Origin of the sequence: Kitasatospora sp. NBC_01266, assembly GCF_036242395.1 — a bacterium.
GTDB lineage: Bacteria > Actinomycetota > Actinomycetes > Streptomycetales > Streptomycetaceae > Kitasatospora.
Map to the genome: position 1 here is coordinate 169,735 of NZ_CP108458.1, position 15,088 is coordinate 184,822.

Below are 15,088 nucleotides of genomic sequence, written 5' to 3' on the forward strand. Positions count from 1 at the left end.
CGCTGGGACACCGGTCAGCCCTGTGCCCGCTGAGCGGCGGCCGGGCGGCGCAGCTGTCGCAGGTAGGGATCGAAGGCGGGCCTGGGTTCCAGTCGGACCCGGGCGTCCACGCAGAGCAGGCCGCCGGGTCGGGCGATCAGCGGGTTGAGGTCAGCCTCGGCCAGTTGCGGGAGGTCACAGGCCAGCCGGGAGAGCCCGGTGAGCACCCGGCGCAGGGCCGCCAGGTCCACCGGGGGCGTGCCGGGGCGCCCGGTCAGCAGCGGGGCGGAGCGCAGTTCGGTGACCATGGTGGTCAGGTCGCGCTCGGTGAGCGGGGCGAGCCGGGCCGAGCGGTCGTCCAGCAGGTCGGTGGCTGTCCCGCCCAGGCCGAGCATGACCAGCGGGCCGAAGACCTGGTCCTGGACGACGCCGGCGAGCAGTTCCAGGCCGGGGGCGGCCATCGGCTGCACCACGACGCCCGCCATCGACTCGCCGAAGCGCGCCTCGAACTCGCGGTACGCGGCCCGGACCTCGTCCGACCCGCCAAGCCCGGTACGGACGGCGTCGGCCGCGCTCTTGTGGAGCTGGTCGGGCCAGTACGCCTTGAGCACCGACTCGCCGTCATGGCCGAGTTGCCCGAGCGTGCGGGCGGCCAGCAGCACGTCGTGCTCTCCGCGCGCCCAGATCGAGGTGGTCAGCGGCAGGTCGTAGCAGTCCAGCAGATCAGCCGTCTCCTTCGGGTCGAGCCAGCCGCCCTCCGGGTGCTCCGCGAGGAACGCCTGCGCCAGGTGCCGGGCCACCGCGCTGTCGGAGGTGTCGGCCACGGCCACGGGCGGCGATGACGGCTCGGCCAGCCAGCGCGCCCGGTCCCGCGCGTGCGCGAGGGCGCGCGCGGCGGCCACCGGATCCGCGTAGGCGGGCAGCAGCCCGCCGCCCGCGCGGTTCAGGTAGCGCACGGTCACGTCCTGGTCGGGCAGCACCAGCACCACCGGTACCCGGCCCCGGCCTTCGACCGGGCCGTCCAGCAGCACCCGCAGGGGATCGAGGCCGGTGGCCGCGCTCAGGGCGGTCGGCACGATCGCGACGAGTACCGCGTCGACGGCACCGCCCTTCACCAGTTCCCGCACGCAGCGGCCCAGTTCGTCGGGATCGGCGGCCGCCGTGGTGTCGATCGGATTGCCCACCGCGGCGCCGTCCGGCAGCAGGTCGAGCAACGTGGCGGTCGTGGCGGCGGAAAGCTCCGGCAGGCTCAAACCGGCTTCGGCGCAGGCGTCGGCGGCCAGGATGCCGATCCCGCCGGCGTTGGAGACCACGGCGACCGCACCCCGGCTGCCGGGCAGCGGCTGGGCGTGCAGCAGCGCGGCCGCTTCCACGAGTTCGGCGACGCTGCGGGTGGCGGTGATGCCCGCCTGGCGGAAGAGCGCCTCACGGGTCACCGTCGGGGTGGCCGCCGCCGCGGTGTGCGAGGCGGCACCCCGCCGACCGGCGGCCGAGCGCCCTGCGTCGACGGTGAGCACCGGCAGGCTCCTGGCCACCCGGCGGGCGGTGCGGGAGAAGGCGCGTGGATTGCCGAAGGACTCCAGGTGCAGCAGCGCCAGGTCGGTGCGGCCGTCGCCCTCCCACCACTGCAGCAGGTCGTTGCCACTCACGTCGTACTTGTCGCCGAGCGAGACGAAGCTGGAGACCCCGATGCCGAGGCGAGCCAACTGCCCCAGCAGCGCGATGCCGACCCCGCCGGACTGCACCGCGACCCCGGCCGTTCCGGTCCGCGCGGCGGCCCCGCCGAATTCGGCGTCCAGCCGCACGGCCGGGTCCAGCTGGGCGATGCCCAGGCTGTTCGGTCCGACCAGCCGCATGCTGTGCCGGCGGCAGGAGTACATCAACTGCCGGGCCTGGTCGGCGTCCAGGCCCGCGGTGAGGACCACCAGCGCGCGGACCCCGGCGACCCCGCACTCCTCGGCCGCGCCGGGCACCGCGCCGGCGGGCACCGCCAGCACGGCGAGATCCGGGGTGCCCGGCAGGGTGGCGAGCGACGGATGGGCAGGCTCGCCCGCGATCTCCGAAGCGTAGGGGTTGACCGCCCACAGGTCCCCGGCAAAGCCGTTGCGGCGGATCTTCACCAGCACCGTCCGCCCGACCGACCCCATCCGGCGGGAGGCGCCGATCACCGCCACCGATCGCGGGCGCAGGAGTGCCGCCAGGCTGGCCACGTCGGCGCTGCGGCCACGCTCGTCGACGGCCTCCCGGTAGTGCTCCGCCTCGTCCTCCAGCGGCACCAGCACCCTGACCTCGCCCTGTTCGAAGCGGCGGTGGACCGGCAGTCCCAGGTCGGTGAAGAGGCGGTGCACCGCACGGTTGCCGGCCAGCGTGTCGGCCTCGAACGTCGTGATGCCGTGCTCGCGGGCCGCGTGGACCAGGTGCTCGACGAGCAGCGTCCCCACGCCCCGGTGCTGCCAGGCGTCCGCGACGGCCAGGGCGAGTTCGGCGGCCTCGGGGCGGTCCTGGGCCGGCTCGCAGTCCGCCTCCCCGACCAGTTCGCCGTCCACCCAGGCGCCCAGCGCCAGCAGCCCGGTCGGGTGCGCGGTGCCGCACAGCCGGTCGGCGGCCAGTTCCGGTGCGCGGCGGCTGGCGCCGAAGAAGCGCCACCGCCGGCTGCCTTCGGACATCCGCTCGCCGTGCAGGTCCAGCACGGCGGCGTGGTCAGCCGCGGACAACGGGCGGATCACCGCGGTGGTGCCGTCGGCCAGCAACGCCTCGACGGTTCGCGGCGGGTACTCGACGGTGGACATCTCGGCTCCCTCGCTCGGCCCCGCCTCCACACTCCCGCCGGGTCGGCCGGGCGGATAGGGCCGGGTGGTCCCCGCACGCCGTCCCGACCGGCCCTCGCGGCATCCGGCGGGCCGACCGACGATAGGAGGGAGCATCCGCGAGGAGTGGGCAGGTGAGGAGATGTTCATGAGCGACGAGGGGCGCGACCCCGCCGTGCCGGACCCCGCCCACCACGGCGACGTGGGCCGCCGGGTCGTCACCGGGGCCACCGGGTCGGCCCCCGAGCCGCGGACCCACGGCCGGCGCCGCGGACGTCCTCGGGACGCCCGAGAACAGCCGGACGGCGGTCGCGAGATCCGGGTGCGGGTCAGGCCGCAGGGCAGCACGGTGGGGCTGATCCTCCCGCCCGGTTCGCTGCCGTGAACGACCTGGACCGACCGGACGCCTGGCAGCTGGTTTTCGAGGGCTTCGAGGCGGCCGAGGAGGGTGTTCGCGAGGTGCTGTGTGCGGTGGGCAACGGCTACCTGGTCAGTCGGGCCGCCGCGCCCGAGTCGCGGGCAGACGGCGTGCACTATCCGGGCACCTTACCTGGCGGGCGTCTACGACCGGGCGGCCTCGGTGGCCGGCGGACGGACCGTCGAGAACGAGGACCTGGTCAACTGCCCCAACTGGCAGGCCTTCACCTTCCGCCCCGCCGGCGGCGCCTGTCGCCCAACCTCCGGCTGGGGGGACCCCTGTGCCGACCCGCCGGCCGAACAGCGGCTCGACCTCGACCTGCGCCGGGGCGTGCTGACCCGGCACGCGCTGGTCGTCGACCGGGACGGACGCAGGACCCGCCTGGTACAGCGCCGCATCGCCAGCCAGGCCCAGCCCCACCTGGTCGCGCTGGAGACCGAGCTGACGGCGGAGAACTGGTCCGGCCCGCTCGAGGTCCGCTCCGCCCTGGACGGCACCGTCGCCAACACCGGGGTGGCCCGCTACCAGGGGCTGACCAGTCGTCACCTCACCCCCGCGGGGCAGGGAGTGGCTGAGGACGGCACGCTGTGGCTGCAGGTCGTCACCGCGGGCTCGTCCCTGCACATCGCTCTCGCCGCCCGTACCCGGAAGACCCCGCCCGCGCTCCACCGCACCACCGAGCTGCGGGACGGCTGGGCCGCCGAACTGCTCATCCTGGACCTCACCGAGGGCCGCCCCGTCACCGTCGAGAAGACGGTGGCCGTGTACACCTCCCGCGACCCCGCCATCGACGCACCCCTGCCGGCCGCCCTGCGCCTGGCGGTCCAGGCGCCCGACTTCGAGCAGCTGCTGCACGACCACGGCCTGCGCTGGGCCGAGCTGTGGCGGCGCTGCCGGATCGAGGCCGACTTCGACGGCGGCCTCGCACTCCACCTGAACCTGTTCCACCTGCTGCAGACCTACTCGGAGCACTCGGTGGACCTGGACGTCGGCGTCCCGGCCCGCGGCCTGCACGGCGAGGGCTACCGCGGCCACGTCTTCTGGGACGAACTGTTCGTGCTGCGCCTGCTCAACCTGCGCTTCCCCGAACTGGCCCGCGCCGTGATCGGCTACCGCCACCGACGCCTGGACGCCGCCCGCCAGGCGGGCCTGCGCGGCGCGATGTACCCGTGGCAGAGCGCGAGCGACGGCCGGGAGGAGTCCCAGCAACTGCACCTCAACCCGCTCTCCGGCCGCTGGCTCCCGGACCACAGCCACCTGCAGCGGCATGTCGGCTCGGCCATCGCCTACAACATCTGGCAGCACTACCAGGCCACCGGCGACCTCGACTTCCTCGCCACCACCGGCGCCGAGATGCTGCTGGAGATCGCCCGTTTCTGGTCCGCCACCGCCGCTCACGACCCGGCCCGCCGGCGGTACTCGATCCGCGGCGTCCTCGGCCCGGACGAGTACCACGACGCCTACCCGTGGGCCGAGGGTCCGGGCCTGGACGACAACGCCTACACCAACGTGCTCGCCTCCTGGGTGCTGGCCCGTGCGCTGGACACCGTCGACCTGCTGCCCGACTACCGCCGGGACGAACTGCTGGAGCGCCTGGCCATCGACCGCACCGAACTGGACCGCTGGCAGGAGGTCGGCCGCCACCTCTACGTGCCGTTCCACGACGGCGTGATCAGCCAGTTCGACGGCTACGACCGTCTGGCCGAGCTGGACTGGACGGCGTACCGACACCGCTACCCCGACCTGCGGCGCCTCGACCGGATCCTGGAAGCCGAAGGCGACACCGTCAACACCTACAAGGCGTCCAAGCAGGCCGACGTCCTGATGCTCTGCTACCTCTTCTCCCCGCGCGAACTGCGCGACCTGCTGCGCCGCCTCGGCTACCCGGCCGGACACGAACTGCTGCGCCGCACCACCGACTACTACCTGCGCCGAACCGTCCACGGCTCGACCCTCAGCGCGGTCGTGCACGCCTGGGTCCTCACCCGCGCCGACCGCCGCAGGTCCTGGCGGTTCTTCCGCGACGCGCTCAGCGGCGACCTTCCCCCGGCCTCCGGCCGCGAGGTGCCCCAGGACCTCCAGCGCGGCACCACCGCCGAGGGCATCCACCTCGGCGCGATGGCCGGCGCCGTCGACCTCCTGCAGCGCTGCTACACCGGCCTGGAGATCCGCGAAGACACCCTCTGGCTGGACCCGCACCTGCCCTCCGCACTCGGCCACCTCGAACTCGACCTGCGCTACCGGGGCCACTGGGCCGTACGGATCACCGTCGACCGGCACACCGCCACCGTCAGCCCGCCCGACAGCCACCAGCCGCCGATCCGGGTCTCCGTGCGAGGTTCGACGACGGTGATCCGACCGGGTGAGAGCCACGGCTTCACGCTCTGACCGGTACTCGCGCCGGCCGCCCGCCGGACTGCGGCCGCACCGTTCAGCGTTCACCGTTCTCCGGTCGGCGGCTGCGTCCGGACCAGAGCGGTTCAACCCGCTCCCAGTCGGGCTCCCACGCCTGCTCGGCCCGCCGGTCGAGCATCCGGCGGCCCACCGCGTAGCCGGTCCACACGATCGTTCCAGCAGCGGTGAAGGCGCCCAGGCCGTACATGCCGGCGGTCGTCGCCAGCCGACTGTCGGGCTGCGGCGGGGCCGCGGGGTTGCCGGCATCGTCGACCGAGAGCGGTACGACGGCTCCCGACGCCGTACCGACGGCCAGCCGGATCACACCGGTGCGGTGGTCGCCCCGCGGGTAGTCCCAGGAGGCCCGCACGGGCGCGGTCGTCAGCACGGAGCTGCCGCTCGCCACGGCCAGCGTGGTGGCCGTCACCTGGTGGCGGTGCAGCGCCGTCCGGTGCGCCTGGGCCCGCATGCCGGCCAGCAGCGTCAGGGCGAGCAGTACACCCATGACGACGGACAGCGCCAGCGTCACCGCGAGGGCGAGCCCAAGTCGGCTGCGGGCCCGGTCGGCCGGGCGGCACAGCGGGTTGTGGTCCCGTCCGGCGGCGCGCCGCAGCTCACGCGTGAGGGCCGTGCCCGAGCCCCGGTCCGAGGGCGAGGCGGATGCGGCGGACATGGCGTGCCTCCTCGGTGCTGAGGGATTGTGCGGCCCGGTGCTCGGTCTGTCGCGCCGCGATCCGCGATCCCTGGGGCTTACCCGGCCCGGTCCCGGGCGACTACGCCTCCTCGCCGGCACGCAGCTCCTCGCCCACCTGGTGGGCCCAGCGCTGGATCGCCCGCGTGTTGCGGAAGTCGCCGCCCTGGTCGTGCTTCACCAGGGTCCGGGCGACGAGGCCGGGTGTCTCGGCGGTGATGCTGCCGCCGAAGGTCCGGTGCTCCTTCGCGTGCAGCCGTGCCATCTCCTCGGCGACCGCCGGCACCGGCGGGATCTCGTGCCGGTCGGCCGAGCTGTCCACCGGGCCGCTGCTGAACAGCCACACCGGCCGGTGCGTCAACGCCTCGGCGTTGCGGTGAGCGCAGCGCATGGCATCCCGGTTCCAGTGGCCCGCGTAGAGCGAACCCCCCAGGATCACCGCGTCGAACGCCTCCACATCGCGCACGTCGGACGCCGGGTGGACCGCGGCTTCGAAGCCGTCCTCCTGGAGCGTGCGGCCGATCTCCTCGGCGATACCGGCCGTGGCACCGTGCTTGCTGCCGTAGGCCACCAGGACTCGCTGCCTCCTCATGGCACACCTCCTGCGGTACGCCGTCCGGCCCGTGCGGCCGACCGGTACCCCCAGCCTGGCCGCACCGGCCGCCAGGGGGAAGGGCCGCTCGGCCCCATGCTGTGGGGTCCGAGCCGCCCCTTCCCGCCCGGGGACGGACGCCTGGCACGCCCGTGGCGGGAGCGTTCAGGAACCGCTTCCACCACGCTCGACCGTGAGGTCGAGGAAGTGGGCCGAGCAGGAGATGCACGGGTCGTGGTTGCGGATCGCCCGTTCGCACAGGGCGGTCAGCTCCGCGTCTCCGGGATCGCCCGCCCGCAGGCGGTCCCGCACGATCCGGCGCAGGTCCTCCTCGATCGCCCCCTGGTTCTGAGCGGTCGGCGGGACCAGGACGGCGTCGGTGACCGCACCGTCCGAGTCGAGGGTGTAGCGGTGGTACAGCAGGCCTCGCGGCGCTTCGGTGGCGCCGTATCCGGTGCCGGCTCGCGCGGGTACCTCCACGTACGGGCGCGGTGCGGGTTCATAGGCGTCGATGATGCGCAGGGCCTCGTCGACGGCGTAGAGCACCTCGACCGCGCGGACGACGATGCTGCGGAAGGGGTTGCGGCAGACGGTGCCCCGCCGGGGGTCGCCGAGTCCGGCGTCCTGGGCGGCTTGGAGGGCGATCGGGGAGAGCCAGCGGCCGCTGATCGCGTAGCGGGCGAGCGAGCCGGTCAGGTGGCGGCGCCCGTCCAACCGGGAGTGCAGCGCGGTGGAGTGGGACACCTGGCGCTCCACGACGTGGTCACTGAACGCGGGGAGTCCGAAGCTGCGGATGGGCAGCGCCCGGTCGGAGTCGGCGGGCAGGCCGGCGGTCTCCGGGGCGGGCATGACCGCCGGCGTGCCGGACTCGATGGCGTAGCTGCCGGGCTCGGCCAGCGCGAGCAGGTCGTGGTCGCAGTCGGCGTCAGGGAACTCGAAGCCGGCCACCCAGCGCACGGTCTGCTGTGCGTCGTCCCGGGCTCGGCGCAACTGCTCGGCCAACAGCCGCAGTTCGGCCACGCTCGGGATGCGGTGGAAGCCGCCGAGCCGGACGTTGACGGGGTGGATGGCCCGGCCGCCGAGCAGTTCCACGATCGCGTTGCCGGCCTGTTTGAGCCGCAGGCCGCGCTCGACGTCCGCGCGCCGGGTACGGGCCAGCTCGACGGCACCGGCGCAGCCGAGGAAGTCCGGCGCGTGGAGCAGGTGGACGTGCAGCGTCTGGCTCTCGATCCACTCGCCGCAGTACAGCAGCCTGCGCAGCGCGGCGAGTTGACCGTCCACGACGATGCCGCAGGCGTCCTCGACGGCCCGGCAGGCGCTCAGCTGGTAGGCGACCGGGCAGATCCCGCAGATCCGGGAGGTGAGGTCGGGCGGCTCGGTGTAGGAGCGTCCGCGCAGGAACGCCTCGAAGAAACGCGGGGGTTCGTAGATCGCCAGCCGGGCCTCGGTGACCTCACCGCCGTCCACGAGCAGGTGCAGTGCCGTCTCACCCTCGACCCGGGCGAGCGAGCCGACGTGCAGTACCCGGGAGCCGCGGTGGGTCACTGGTCGAGCTCCTTCCGGGAGGCGGCCTCGAACTCCGGGGCAGCGGTGTTGAAGGTGCGCAGCACCCGGACGATGTCGAGGGTGTCCATGCCGTCGCGGCGCAGCAGGGGGATGAAAGCGGGGAAGTTGGTGGAGTCGGACGGGCCGAAGCAGCCGTAGCAGCCGCGCCCGTACGCAGGGCAGAGCGCACCGCATCCGGCGTGGGTGACCGGGCCCAGGCACGGCGTGCCGTGGGCCACCGTGACGCAGGTGGTGCCGCGCTGCTTGCACTCGAAGCAGACGCTGTGGTTGGCCACGTCCGGTCTGCGCCCGGCCAGGTAGGCGGTGATGACCTCGACGAGCTGGCCCCGGTTGATCGGGCAGCCGCGCAGTTCGAAGTCGACGGCGACGTGCGCACTGATCGGTGTGGAGGTGGCGAGCGTGTCGATGTAGTCCGGTCGGGCGTAGACGACGGCCTGGAACTCGGCGACGTCCACGTAGTTGCGCAGCGCCTGGACGCCGCCGGCGGTCGCGCAGGCGCCGATGGTCACCAGCCTCTTGGAGACGGCGCGCACGTGCTGGATCCGCTCGACGTCCTGGGGTGTGGTCACCGAGCCCTCCACCAGCGAGAGGTCGAACGGGCCGCGATCGGTCGCGCTGGAGGCCTCCAGGAAGTGGGAGATCTCGATCCGCTCGGCGATGCCGAGGAGTTCGTCCTCGCAGTCGAGCAGCGTCAGCTGGCAGCCGTCGCAGGACGCGAACTTCCAGACAGCGAGCTTCGGGCGTTCACCGAAGGTCATCTCACAGCTCCCTCACCGTGAGCAGGGGGCGGGCCACCGTCCAGTCGACGACCGGCCCGTCGCGGCAGAGCAGCAGCGGGCCGAGCTGGCAGTGACCGCAGTGGCCGGTCGCACAGTGCATGTTGCGTTCCAGCGAAGCCCTGATCCGGTGCGGGACGACCCCGCGGTGCACCAACTCACCGGCGGTGGCCCGGATCATCGGTTCGGGTCCGCAGATGAACGCCGCGGCGCGCGGCGGGTCGAAGGCGGCGCGGTCGAGCAGGGTGGTCACGACGCCGACCTCGCCCCGCCAGCGCGCGTCGGGCCGGTCGACGGTGGTCAGCGCCGCCGGCCAGCCGCGGACCTCCTCGGCGTAGAGCAGTTCGCGGGGCCCGCGCGCGCCGATCAGGACGCTCAACCGCCCGTACCGCTCAGGTGCGGCGAGCACCTCGCGCACCAGCGGGCGCAGCGGCGCGAGCCCGATGCCGCCGGCCACCACGAGCAGGTCCAGTCCGGCCGCGGCGGCCGGCTCCCAGCCGGTGCCGAACGGGCCGCGCACTGCGACGGTCGCACCGGGGCGCAGCGCGTGCAGCGCGCCGGAGACCGCCCCGACCGCGCGCACGGTGTGGGTCAGCCGCCGGCCGTCGATCGCGCAGACCGACAGCGGGATGTCGCCCGCGCCGAAGGCGTACACCATCGCGAACTGCCCAGGACTGAAAGGCCGCAGGGCCTCGCGGACCGGTTCGAGGACGACCGTGGCGGTGTCGTGGGTCTCGGCCACGCGGTCCACCACCCGGTACGGCAACGGAACGGTCATGCGGACGGCCCGTACAGGTCGAGCAGGCGGGTGCGGGTGGACTTCAGCCTCCGCGCCACCACCTGGGCCACGCCGTGGGTCACGGCCAGGCCGAACGCGGGGTCCGCCGCGCAGGCGGCGCGCACCCGCCGCGCGTCGAACTCGGACGCCGACACGGCGGCGCGGGTCAGGGCGCCCAGGTGCCACCGGTACGGCTCGAACAGCCAGGACCAGCCGAGCAGATCGCCCTCACCGAGGGTCTCCACGACGGCCGCGCGCCGGCCCGGGACATGGACGTCGAGCGCCACGAGCCCGGAGCGGATGATCCAGAACCGGTCGGCGACGCCGTCCTCCTCGAAGATCCGGGTGCCGACGGGGAAGGAGACGTCCTGGGCGAAGGCGGCCAGCTGCCTGCGGTGACCAGGTGGCAGCGCGTCCAGGAAGCCGGGGCGGATGGCGGTCACGCCGTGCCCTCCCGCTCGGCGCCGCCGCGTTCGCGGTGCAGCGCGTGGGCCTCCTCGGTGATGTCGATGCCGACCGGGCACCACACGATGCACCGCCCGCAGCCGACGCACCCCGAGCTGCCGAACTGGTCGTGCCAGGTGCCGAGTTTGTGGGTGGCCCACTGCCGGTAGCGGCTGTGCGCGGAGTCGCGGACCGGGCCGGTGGGCAGGTGGGAGAAGTCCCGGTCGAAGCAGGACTCCCAGCGCCGCCAGCGCTCGGCGTGGTCACCGGTGAGGTCGGTGACGTCCTCCACGGTGGTGCAGAAGCAGGTCGGGCAGACCATGGTGCAGTTGCCGCAGGTCAGGCAGCGGGCCGCGACGTCGTCCCAGCGCTCGGCCAGGAGACTGTCACGCATCAGTACCCGCAGGTCCACCGGCGGCATGCTGCGGCCCATCCGGTCCGCCGCCTCGGCGACCCGCTCACGTGCCGCGGTCCGGGTGGCGGCGTCGGCGTCGACGGCCGGCAGCTCGGCCAGCACCGACTCACCCTGCTCGCTGCCGGCGCGGAGCAGGAAGCGATGGCCATCGGCGTCGAGCACCTCGGTCAGCGCCAGATCGTAGCCGGGCCCGGCCGCCGGGCCGCTCCCCATGGAGACGCAGAAGCAGGTGGCACCCGGGTCGGTGCACTCCACGGCCACCAGGAAGGCCCGCTCCCGCCGGCCGAGGTAGGCCGGATCGGTGTACATCCCACCGGTCAGCACCCGGTCCTGGATCGCGATGGCCCGCAGGTCACACGGGCGCACGCCGAGGAAGGCGTACGACGCAGGCGGTGTCCGGTCCTCGGTCACCACCAGCTCGCCGTCGGCGCCGCGGTCGGTGCTCCACTGGCGCTCGCGCGGCGGGTGCAGGAAGGTCTTCCAGGACTGCGGGCCCGCGCTGTGCGCGAACACGGCGCCGTCCTCGCGGGCGCGCAGCCGGTAGCTGCCCGCCGCCAGCTCGACGCCCCAGCCGTAGGGCAGGTCGTCGCCGCCGCAGATCTCGGCCAGCACAATCGCCCCGTCCCGGACCGTGGGCCCCACGACCGTGCGGCCGCGGGCGGCGAGCACCGCGATCAGCCGGTCCAAGCCGCCCTTGTCGATCACCGCGGCGTCGTCCGCCATCCTCAGCCTCCCGTGCCCGCGCTGCTGTTCCAGGCCAGTATCGGCAGCGATCCGCCCCCGATCCGGGAGGACGGGACCGGCTCTGCTCCAGGTGGCCGCGCCATTGACCCGTGCGGAGCCTGTGACGCCCACCGACGACTGACCGGCAGGGCGGCCGGGGAGAGCGAAGCACATGAACCTCGCGACGCGGATCGTCGTCATCGGTGTCGGCAACGAGTACCGCCGCGACGACGGAGTGGGCCGGGCCGTCGTGGCCGGCCTGGCGGCGCGCACCGGGGACCGGGCGCTGCCGAGCGGCACCGCGCTGCGGGTGTGCGACGGGGAGCCTGCCCGCCTCATCACCTTGTGGGAGGGCGCCGACCTGGCCGTCGTGGTGGACGCCGCGCACGCGCACCCCGGACACCCCGGTCGCGTGCACCGCCTCGAAGTCGACGCCGCGGGCCTGCCCGGCTCCGGCGGCCCGACGAGCTCGCACGGTCTCGGCCTCGGGGAAGCCGTCGAGCTCGCCCGCGCGCTGGACCGGCTCCCGACCCGACTTGTCGTCTACGCCGTCGAAGGCGCCGACACCGCCTTCGGCCAGGGCCTGTCGACACCGGTCTCGGCCGCCGTGGAACCGCTCGCGGAACGAATCACGCGGGAGCTCACGTCCCATCGCAGGAGTCTCCACGATCGAACCGCACCCGCCTGAGCACGCGGGACCTGAGCCGACGTACCGGCTCAGGTCCCGGCGTGTTCGCGGCGGAGTCCGCCGGGCCGAGCTCGGTACGGCCACCCAGGAGGTGCCTTTCCACTCCTCGCCCGGTAGTCGAGGGCCGCGGGCCCCCCGCTACGACCTTGTCCGGTCCTCGGGCACCCGGGCCTGCGGCCTCACGGGCCCGGTGGCCACCAGGTACCGCCAGGCGATCAACGCCTCGAACACGGCACCGCGGCCGTTCCCGGACGGTCGGTTGCGTTGTCCGGAACAGCCCTGGTGGCAGGGCCGTTGGTCCCTCAGGCGCGGTCGCCGCCCTGGGCCAGATCGCGGCGGCCGAACCCCCGGATCCCGATCGCGGCGAAGCCCAGGCCGACCCCGGCCAGCAGCGCGCAGTGGGTCCACTGGACGCCGTTCACCAGCGGCTCGCCTCCCAGGTACCAGTAGAACGGGGAGCAGTACTGGGTCCAGTGCAGGCCGTTGATCTGCGGCAGGAAGGAGTCGCACAGGTAGGCGGCGACGGTCAGGTAGGCCCCGCCGACGATCGCGTACGCGCGGCGCCCCGTCCAGGCGCCGATGCCGAAGGCGATCGAGGCGAAGCAGCAGCCGAACAGCACGAGTTGGAGGGTCATGGCGGCCAGGTTCGCCATGCTCAGCGCGGTGAACCCGGCCGGCACCCGGATGGCCAGCTCGACGAGCAGGAGTACCGCTCCGGCCAGCAGGACCGCGGCCAGCACCGCGAGCCAGCGGGACACGGCGAGCCGCAGCCGGCCGACCGGGTGGGCCAGTACCAGGTCGAGCGTGCCGGCCTCCTCGTCGCCGGCGATCGCCCGGGCGCCGGCCGAGACGGCGAAGACGGCGAGCAGGATCGGGACGAGCAGGCCGAAGACCGTCGAGCCGAAGTAGCCCGCCGCGGTGCCGTAGTCCTGCAGGTGGAACGCGTCGCGCAGCGTTTTCGGGAACGAGTCGATCGCGGTGGCCAGGCCCGAGTTCCCGCCCATGACCGGCCACATCGAGGAGTACATGGCCGCGATCGCGGTGATCGACAGCGCCCAGCCCAGGAAGCCGCGCCGGTTGTCCCTCAGGTGCTTGCGCAGGACGGTGATGCTCATGACGCCAGGCCCTTCGATCCGTTCCCGTGGGACTCCTGCTCGTAGAAGGTGAAGAAGATCTCCTCCAGCTCCGGCTCCTCAGCCAGCAGGCTGGTCACCTCGAACCGGGCGGCGGCCTTCACCAGGGCGTCGGGGCTGCCGGCGAGGATCGCCCGCAGCACGCTGCCGCCGTCGGCGGTCCCGGTCACGGTGACGTTCCGCAGTCCGGGCAGCCGGTCGAAGACCTCGGTGCCGAGTTCGGCGGCGAAGGCGATCTCGACCCTGCGGTGGGCCGACTGGCGCAGCTCCTCGACGTCCGCGACGGTGACCAGTTCGCCTTCGCGGATGATGCCGACCCGCCGGCAGGTCTGCTGCACCTCGCTCAGCACGTGCGAGGACATGAAGACGGTCTGGCCGTTGCCGCCCGCCTCCTGCACCATCTCGACGAACCGCTGCTGCAGGAACGGATCCAGACCGCTGGTCGGCTCGTCCAGGATGAGCAGCTCCGGGGTGTGCATGAACGCCTGGACGACGCCGACCTTCTGCCGGTTGCCCTTCGACAGGGTGCTGATCCGGCGGCTCAGGTCCAGGTCCAGGCGCTCGGCGAGTTCGGTGATCCTCGCGGCCGGGACGCCGCCGCGCAGGTCGCCGAGGTAGGTCAGGGCCTCGTGCCCGGTCTGACGGCCGTCGATCCGGAAGTCACCGGCCAGGTAACCGATCCGGCCCCGCGTCCTGGTGTTGTCGCGCGGATCGGCGCCCAGCACGCGCAGCGACCCGGAGGTGGGCCGGATGAGGTCCAGCAGGAGGCGGATCATGGTGGTCTTCCCGGCGCCGTTGGGGCCGAGGAAGCCGAACGCCTGGCCGCGTTCGACGGTGAGGTCGAGGCCGGCCAGGGCGGTCCTGCCGGTACGCGCGTTGCCGTACCGCTTGACCAGCCCGGTGGCTTCGATCGCGGGGTCAGTCATCGCCTCGTCCCTCTTTCCTCGGTGCTGTCGCGAACCCTTGTCCCGCCTGGAACTTCGGACGATGCCGGGCACCCGGCGGCCGGGTACGCAGTCAACCAGCACGAGCGCGCGGGCGGGAGGCCCACAAGGCCCTCTCCCCCGCCCCGCAGGTCCCGACGCTCCGCCCGAGGAAGCCGCGGACGTGCGGTGCGGCGGCTCGGTGCGGGCCGTTCATCGCCTGGTGCGGAAGGCCGAGCGGACCGGGACGTTGCCGGACGGCGCCCGGGGCCTTACCCCAGTTCGACGGGCCCGCACGGGTATCCGGATGCACGCGGGTGGGAGTGGTCTATGGTCGGAAGCGGAGGGGTGTCCGGCGTCGCAAGGCCTGCTTCCCGTCGACGGCCGCGTCGGCTCCCGGCCTCTGCAGGAGATGAGCCTGATGACGACAGCATCCGAGACCCCGGTTCTCGACACTCTCGCGGCCATGACCCTCGACTCGGTGGAACGGTGCGGGCTTCCGGCGGACAACCTGGTCCTCACACGGATCGCGGCCCTGGTCGCCATGGACGCGCCGGAGATCTCGTACGTCGCCCACATCGGCGCCGGCGTGGAGTCCGGCGTGACCGCCGGTCAGGTGCAGGACGTTCTGGTGGCCATCGCGCCGATCGTGGGTACGGCCCGCGTGATGGCGGCAGCGACCCGCCTGGCCGACGCCCTCGGTTTCGCCATCGCCGTGGCCGAGGCCGAGGCGGGCACCGGAGTCGGCGCGTAGGCGGAGC

The 15,088-nt window shown here is 73.7% G+C and carries 13 protein-coding genes and 1 pseudogene; 4 read left to right on the plus strand and 10 right to left on the minus strand.

What is annotated here, in order from left to right; genetic code table 11:
• Positions 1-14: 14 nt before the first annotated feature.
• A complete protein-coding gene (locus OG403_RS00805; RefSeq protein WP_329560520.1) occupies positions 15-2,768 on the minus strand; it encodes a bifunctional acetate--CoA ligase family protein/GNAT family N-acetyltransferase in 2,754 nt (917 codons plus the stop codon).
• 166 nt (positions 2,769-2,934) lie between these two features.
• Here OG403_RS00805 and OG403_RS00810 point away from each other — a divergent pair, with 166 nt between their 5' ends.
• Complete coding sequence (locus OG403_RS00810; protein WP_329560521.1) at positions 2,935-3,171, plus strand: hypothetical protein; 237 nt, start codon at positions 2,935-2,937, stop codon at positions 3,169-3,171.
• Positions 3,168-5,592 (plus strand): annotated as a pseudogene (locus OG403_RS00815) (glycoside hydrolase family 65 protein). The gene OG403_RS00810 and the pseudogene OG403_RS00815 overlap by 4 nt, the downstream one beginning before the upstream one ends.
• Before the next feature lie 43 nt (positions 5,593-5,635).
• Here the strand turns inward: OG403_RS00815 and OG403_RS00820 are convergent.
• From OG403_RS00820 to OG403_RS00850, 7 genes are all read right to left on the minus strand, one after another.
• Positions 5,636-6,271 carry an Rv1733c family protein gene (locus OG403_RS00820; protein ID WP_329560523.1) on the minus strand — a complete coding sequence of 212 codons (636 nt, stop codon included), beginning with the start codon at positions 6,269-6,271 and terminating at the stop codon, positions 5,636-5,638.
• A 100-nt stretch (positions 6,272-6,371) separates the two neighbouring features.
• Positions 6,372-6,881, minus strand: a complete 510-nt coding sequence (locus OG403_RS00825; RefSeq protein ID WP_329560524.1) for a flavodoxin domain-containing protein — start codon at positions 6,879-6,881, stop codon at positions 6,372-6,374.
• Between the two features lie 165 nt (positions 6,882-7,046).
• Positions 7,047-8,426 carry a Ni/Fe hydrogenase subunit alpha gene (locus OG403_RS00830; protein WP_329560525.1) on the minus strand — a complete coding sequence of 460 codons (1,380 nt, stop codon included), beginning with the start codon at positions 8,424-8,426 and terminating at the stop codon, positions 7,047-7,049.
• Entirely contained in the window at positions 8,423-9,205 is a 783-nt protein-coding gene (locus OG403_RS00835) for an oxidoreductase (RefSeq protein WP_329560526.1), read from the minus strand. The genes OG403_RS00830 and OG403_RS00835 overlap by 4 nt, the downstream gene beginning before the upstream one ends.
• A 1-nt stretch (position 9,206) precedes the next feature.
• The gene (locus OG403_RS00840; protein ID WP_329560527.1) at positions 9,207-10,001 is read right to left on the minus strand and encodes an FAD/NAD(P)-binding protein; all 795 of its coding nucleotides are present in this window, start codon (positions 9,999-10,001) and stop codon (positions 9,207-9,209) included.
• A complete protein-coding gene (locus OG403_RS00845) occupies positions 9,998-10,444 on the minus strand; it encodes a cyclic nucleotide-binding domain-containing protein (protein WP_329560528.1) in 447 nt (148 codons plus the stop codon). The genes OG403_RS00840 and OG403_RS00845 overlap by 4 nt, the downstream gene beginning before the upstream one ends.
• A complete protein-coding gene (locus tag OG403_RS00850; RefSeq protein ID WP_329560530.1) occupies positions 10,441-11,583 on the minus strand; it encodes a 4Fe-4S dicluster domain-containing protein in 1,143 nt (380 codons plus the stop codon). The genes OG403_RS00845 and OG403_RS00850 overlap by 4 nt, the downstream gene beginning before the upstream one ends.
• 172 nt (positions 11,584-11,755) lie before the next feature.
• Here OG403_RS00850 and OG403_RS00855 point away from each other — a divergent pair, with 172 nt between their 5' ends.
• Positions 11,756-12,271: a hydrogenase maturation protease gene (locus tag OG403_RS00855; protein ID WP_329560531.1), complete on the plus strand. Its 516-nt coding sequence runs from the start codon at positions 11,756-11,758 to the stop codon at positions 12,269-12,271.
• Positions 12,272-12,573: 302 nt separating this feature from the next.
• Here the strand turns inward: OG403_RS00855 and OG403_RS00860 are convergent, their stop codons facing one another.
• Positions 12,574-13,386 carry an ABC transporter permease gene (locus OG403_RS00860; protein WP_329560533.1) on the minus strand — a complete coding sequence of 271 codons (813 nt, stop codon included), beginning with the start codon at positions 13,384-13,386 and terminating at the stop codon, positions 12,574-12,576.
• Complete coding sequence (locus OG403_RS00865) at positions 13,383-14,330, minus strand: ABC transporter ATP-binding protein (RefSeq protein WP_329560535.1); 948 nt, start codon at positions 14,328-14,330, stop codon at positions 13,383-13,385. Before OG403_RS00865 ends, OG403_RS00860 begins: the two co-directional genes overlap by 4 nt.
• Before the next feature lie 418 nt (positions 14,331-14,748).
• Between OG403_RS00865 and OG403_RS00870 the strand changes: the two genes are divergently transcribed.
• Positions 14,749-15,081, plus strand: coding sequence for a carboxymuconolactone decarboxylase family protein (locus tag OG403_RS00870; RefSeq protein ID WP_329560537.1), 333 nt, complete (start codon positions 14,749-14,751; stop codon positions 15,079-15,081).
• Positions 15,082-15,088: the final 7 nt, after the last annotated feature.

Bases quoted from the DNA above. Each gene is read 5' to 3' on its own strand.
- OG403_RS00805 (WP_329560520.1), bottom strand. From the start codon at position 2,768: ATGTCCACCGTCGAGTACCCGCCGCGAACCGTCGAGGCGTTGCTGGCC.
- OG403_RS00810 (WP_329560521.1), top strand. From the start codon at position 2,935: ATGAGCGACGAGGGGCGCGACCCCGCCGTGCCGGACCCCGCCCACCAC.
- OG403_RS00820 (WP_329560523.1), bottom strand. From the start codon at position 6,271: ATGTCCGCCGCATCCGCCTCGCCCTCGGACCGGGGCTCGGGCACGGCC.
- OG403_RS00825 (WP_329560524.1), bottom strand. From the start codon at position 6,881: ATGAGGAGGCAGCGAGTCCTGGTGGCCTACGGCAGCAAGCACGGTGCC.
- OG403_RS00835 (WP_329560526.1), bottom strand. From the start codon at position 9,205: ATGACCTTCGGTGAACGCCCGAAGCTCGCTGTCTGGAAGTTCGCGTCC.
- OG403_RS00840 (WP_329560527.1), bottom strand. From the start codon at position 10,001: ATGACCGTTCCGTTGCCGTACCGGGTGGTGGACCGCGTGGCCGAGACC.
- OG403_RS00850 (WP_329560530.1), bottom strand. From the start codon at position 11,583: ATGGCGGACGACGCCGCGGTGATCGACAAGGGCGGCTTGGACCGGCTG.
- OG403_RS00855 (WP_329560531.1), top strand. From the start codon at position 11,756: ATGAACCTCGCGACGCGGATCGTCGTCATCGGTGTCGGCAACGAGTAC.
- OG403_RS00860 (WP_329560533.1), bottom strand. From the start codon at position 13,386: ATGAGCATCACCGTCCTGCGCAAGCACCTGAGGGACAACCGGCGCGGC.
- OG403_RS00865 (WP_329560535.1), bottom strand. From the start codon at position 14,330: ATGACTGACCCCGCGATCGAAGCCACCGGGCTGGTCAAGCGGTACGGC.
- OG403_RS00870 (WP_329560537.1), top strand. From the start codon at position 14,749: ATGACGACAGCATCCGAGACCCCGGTTCTCGACACTCTCGCGGCCATG.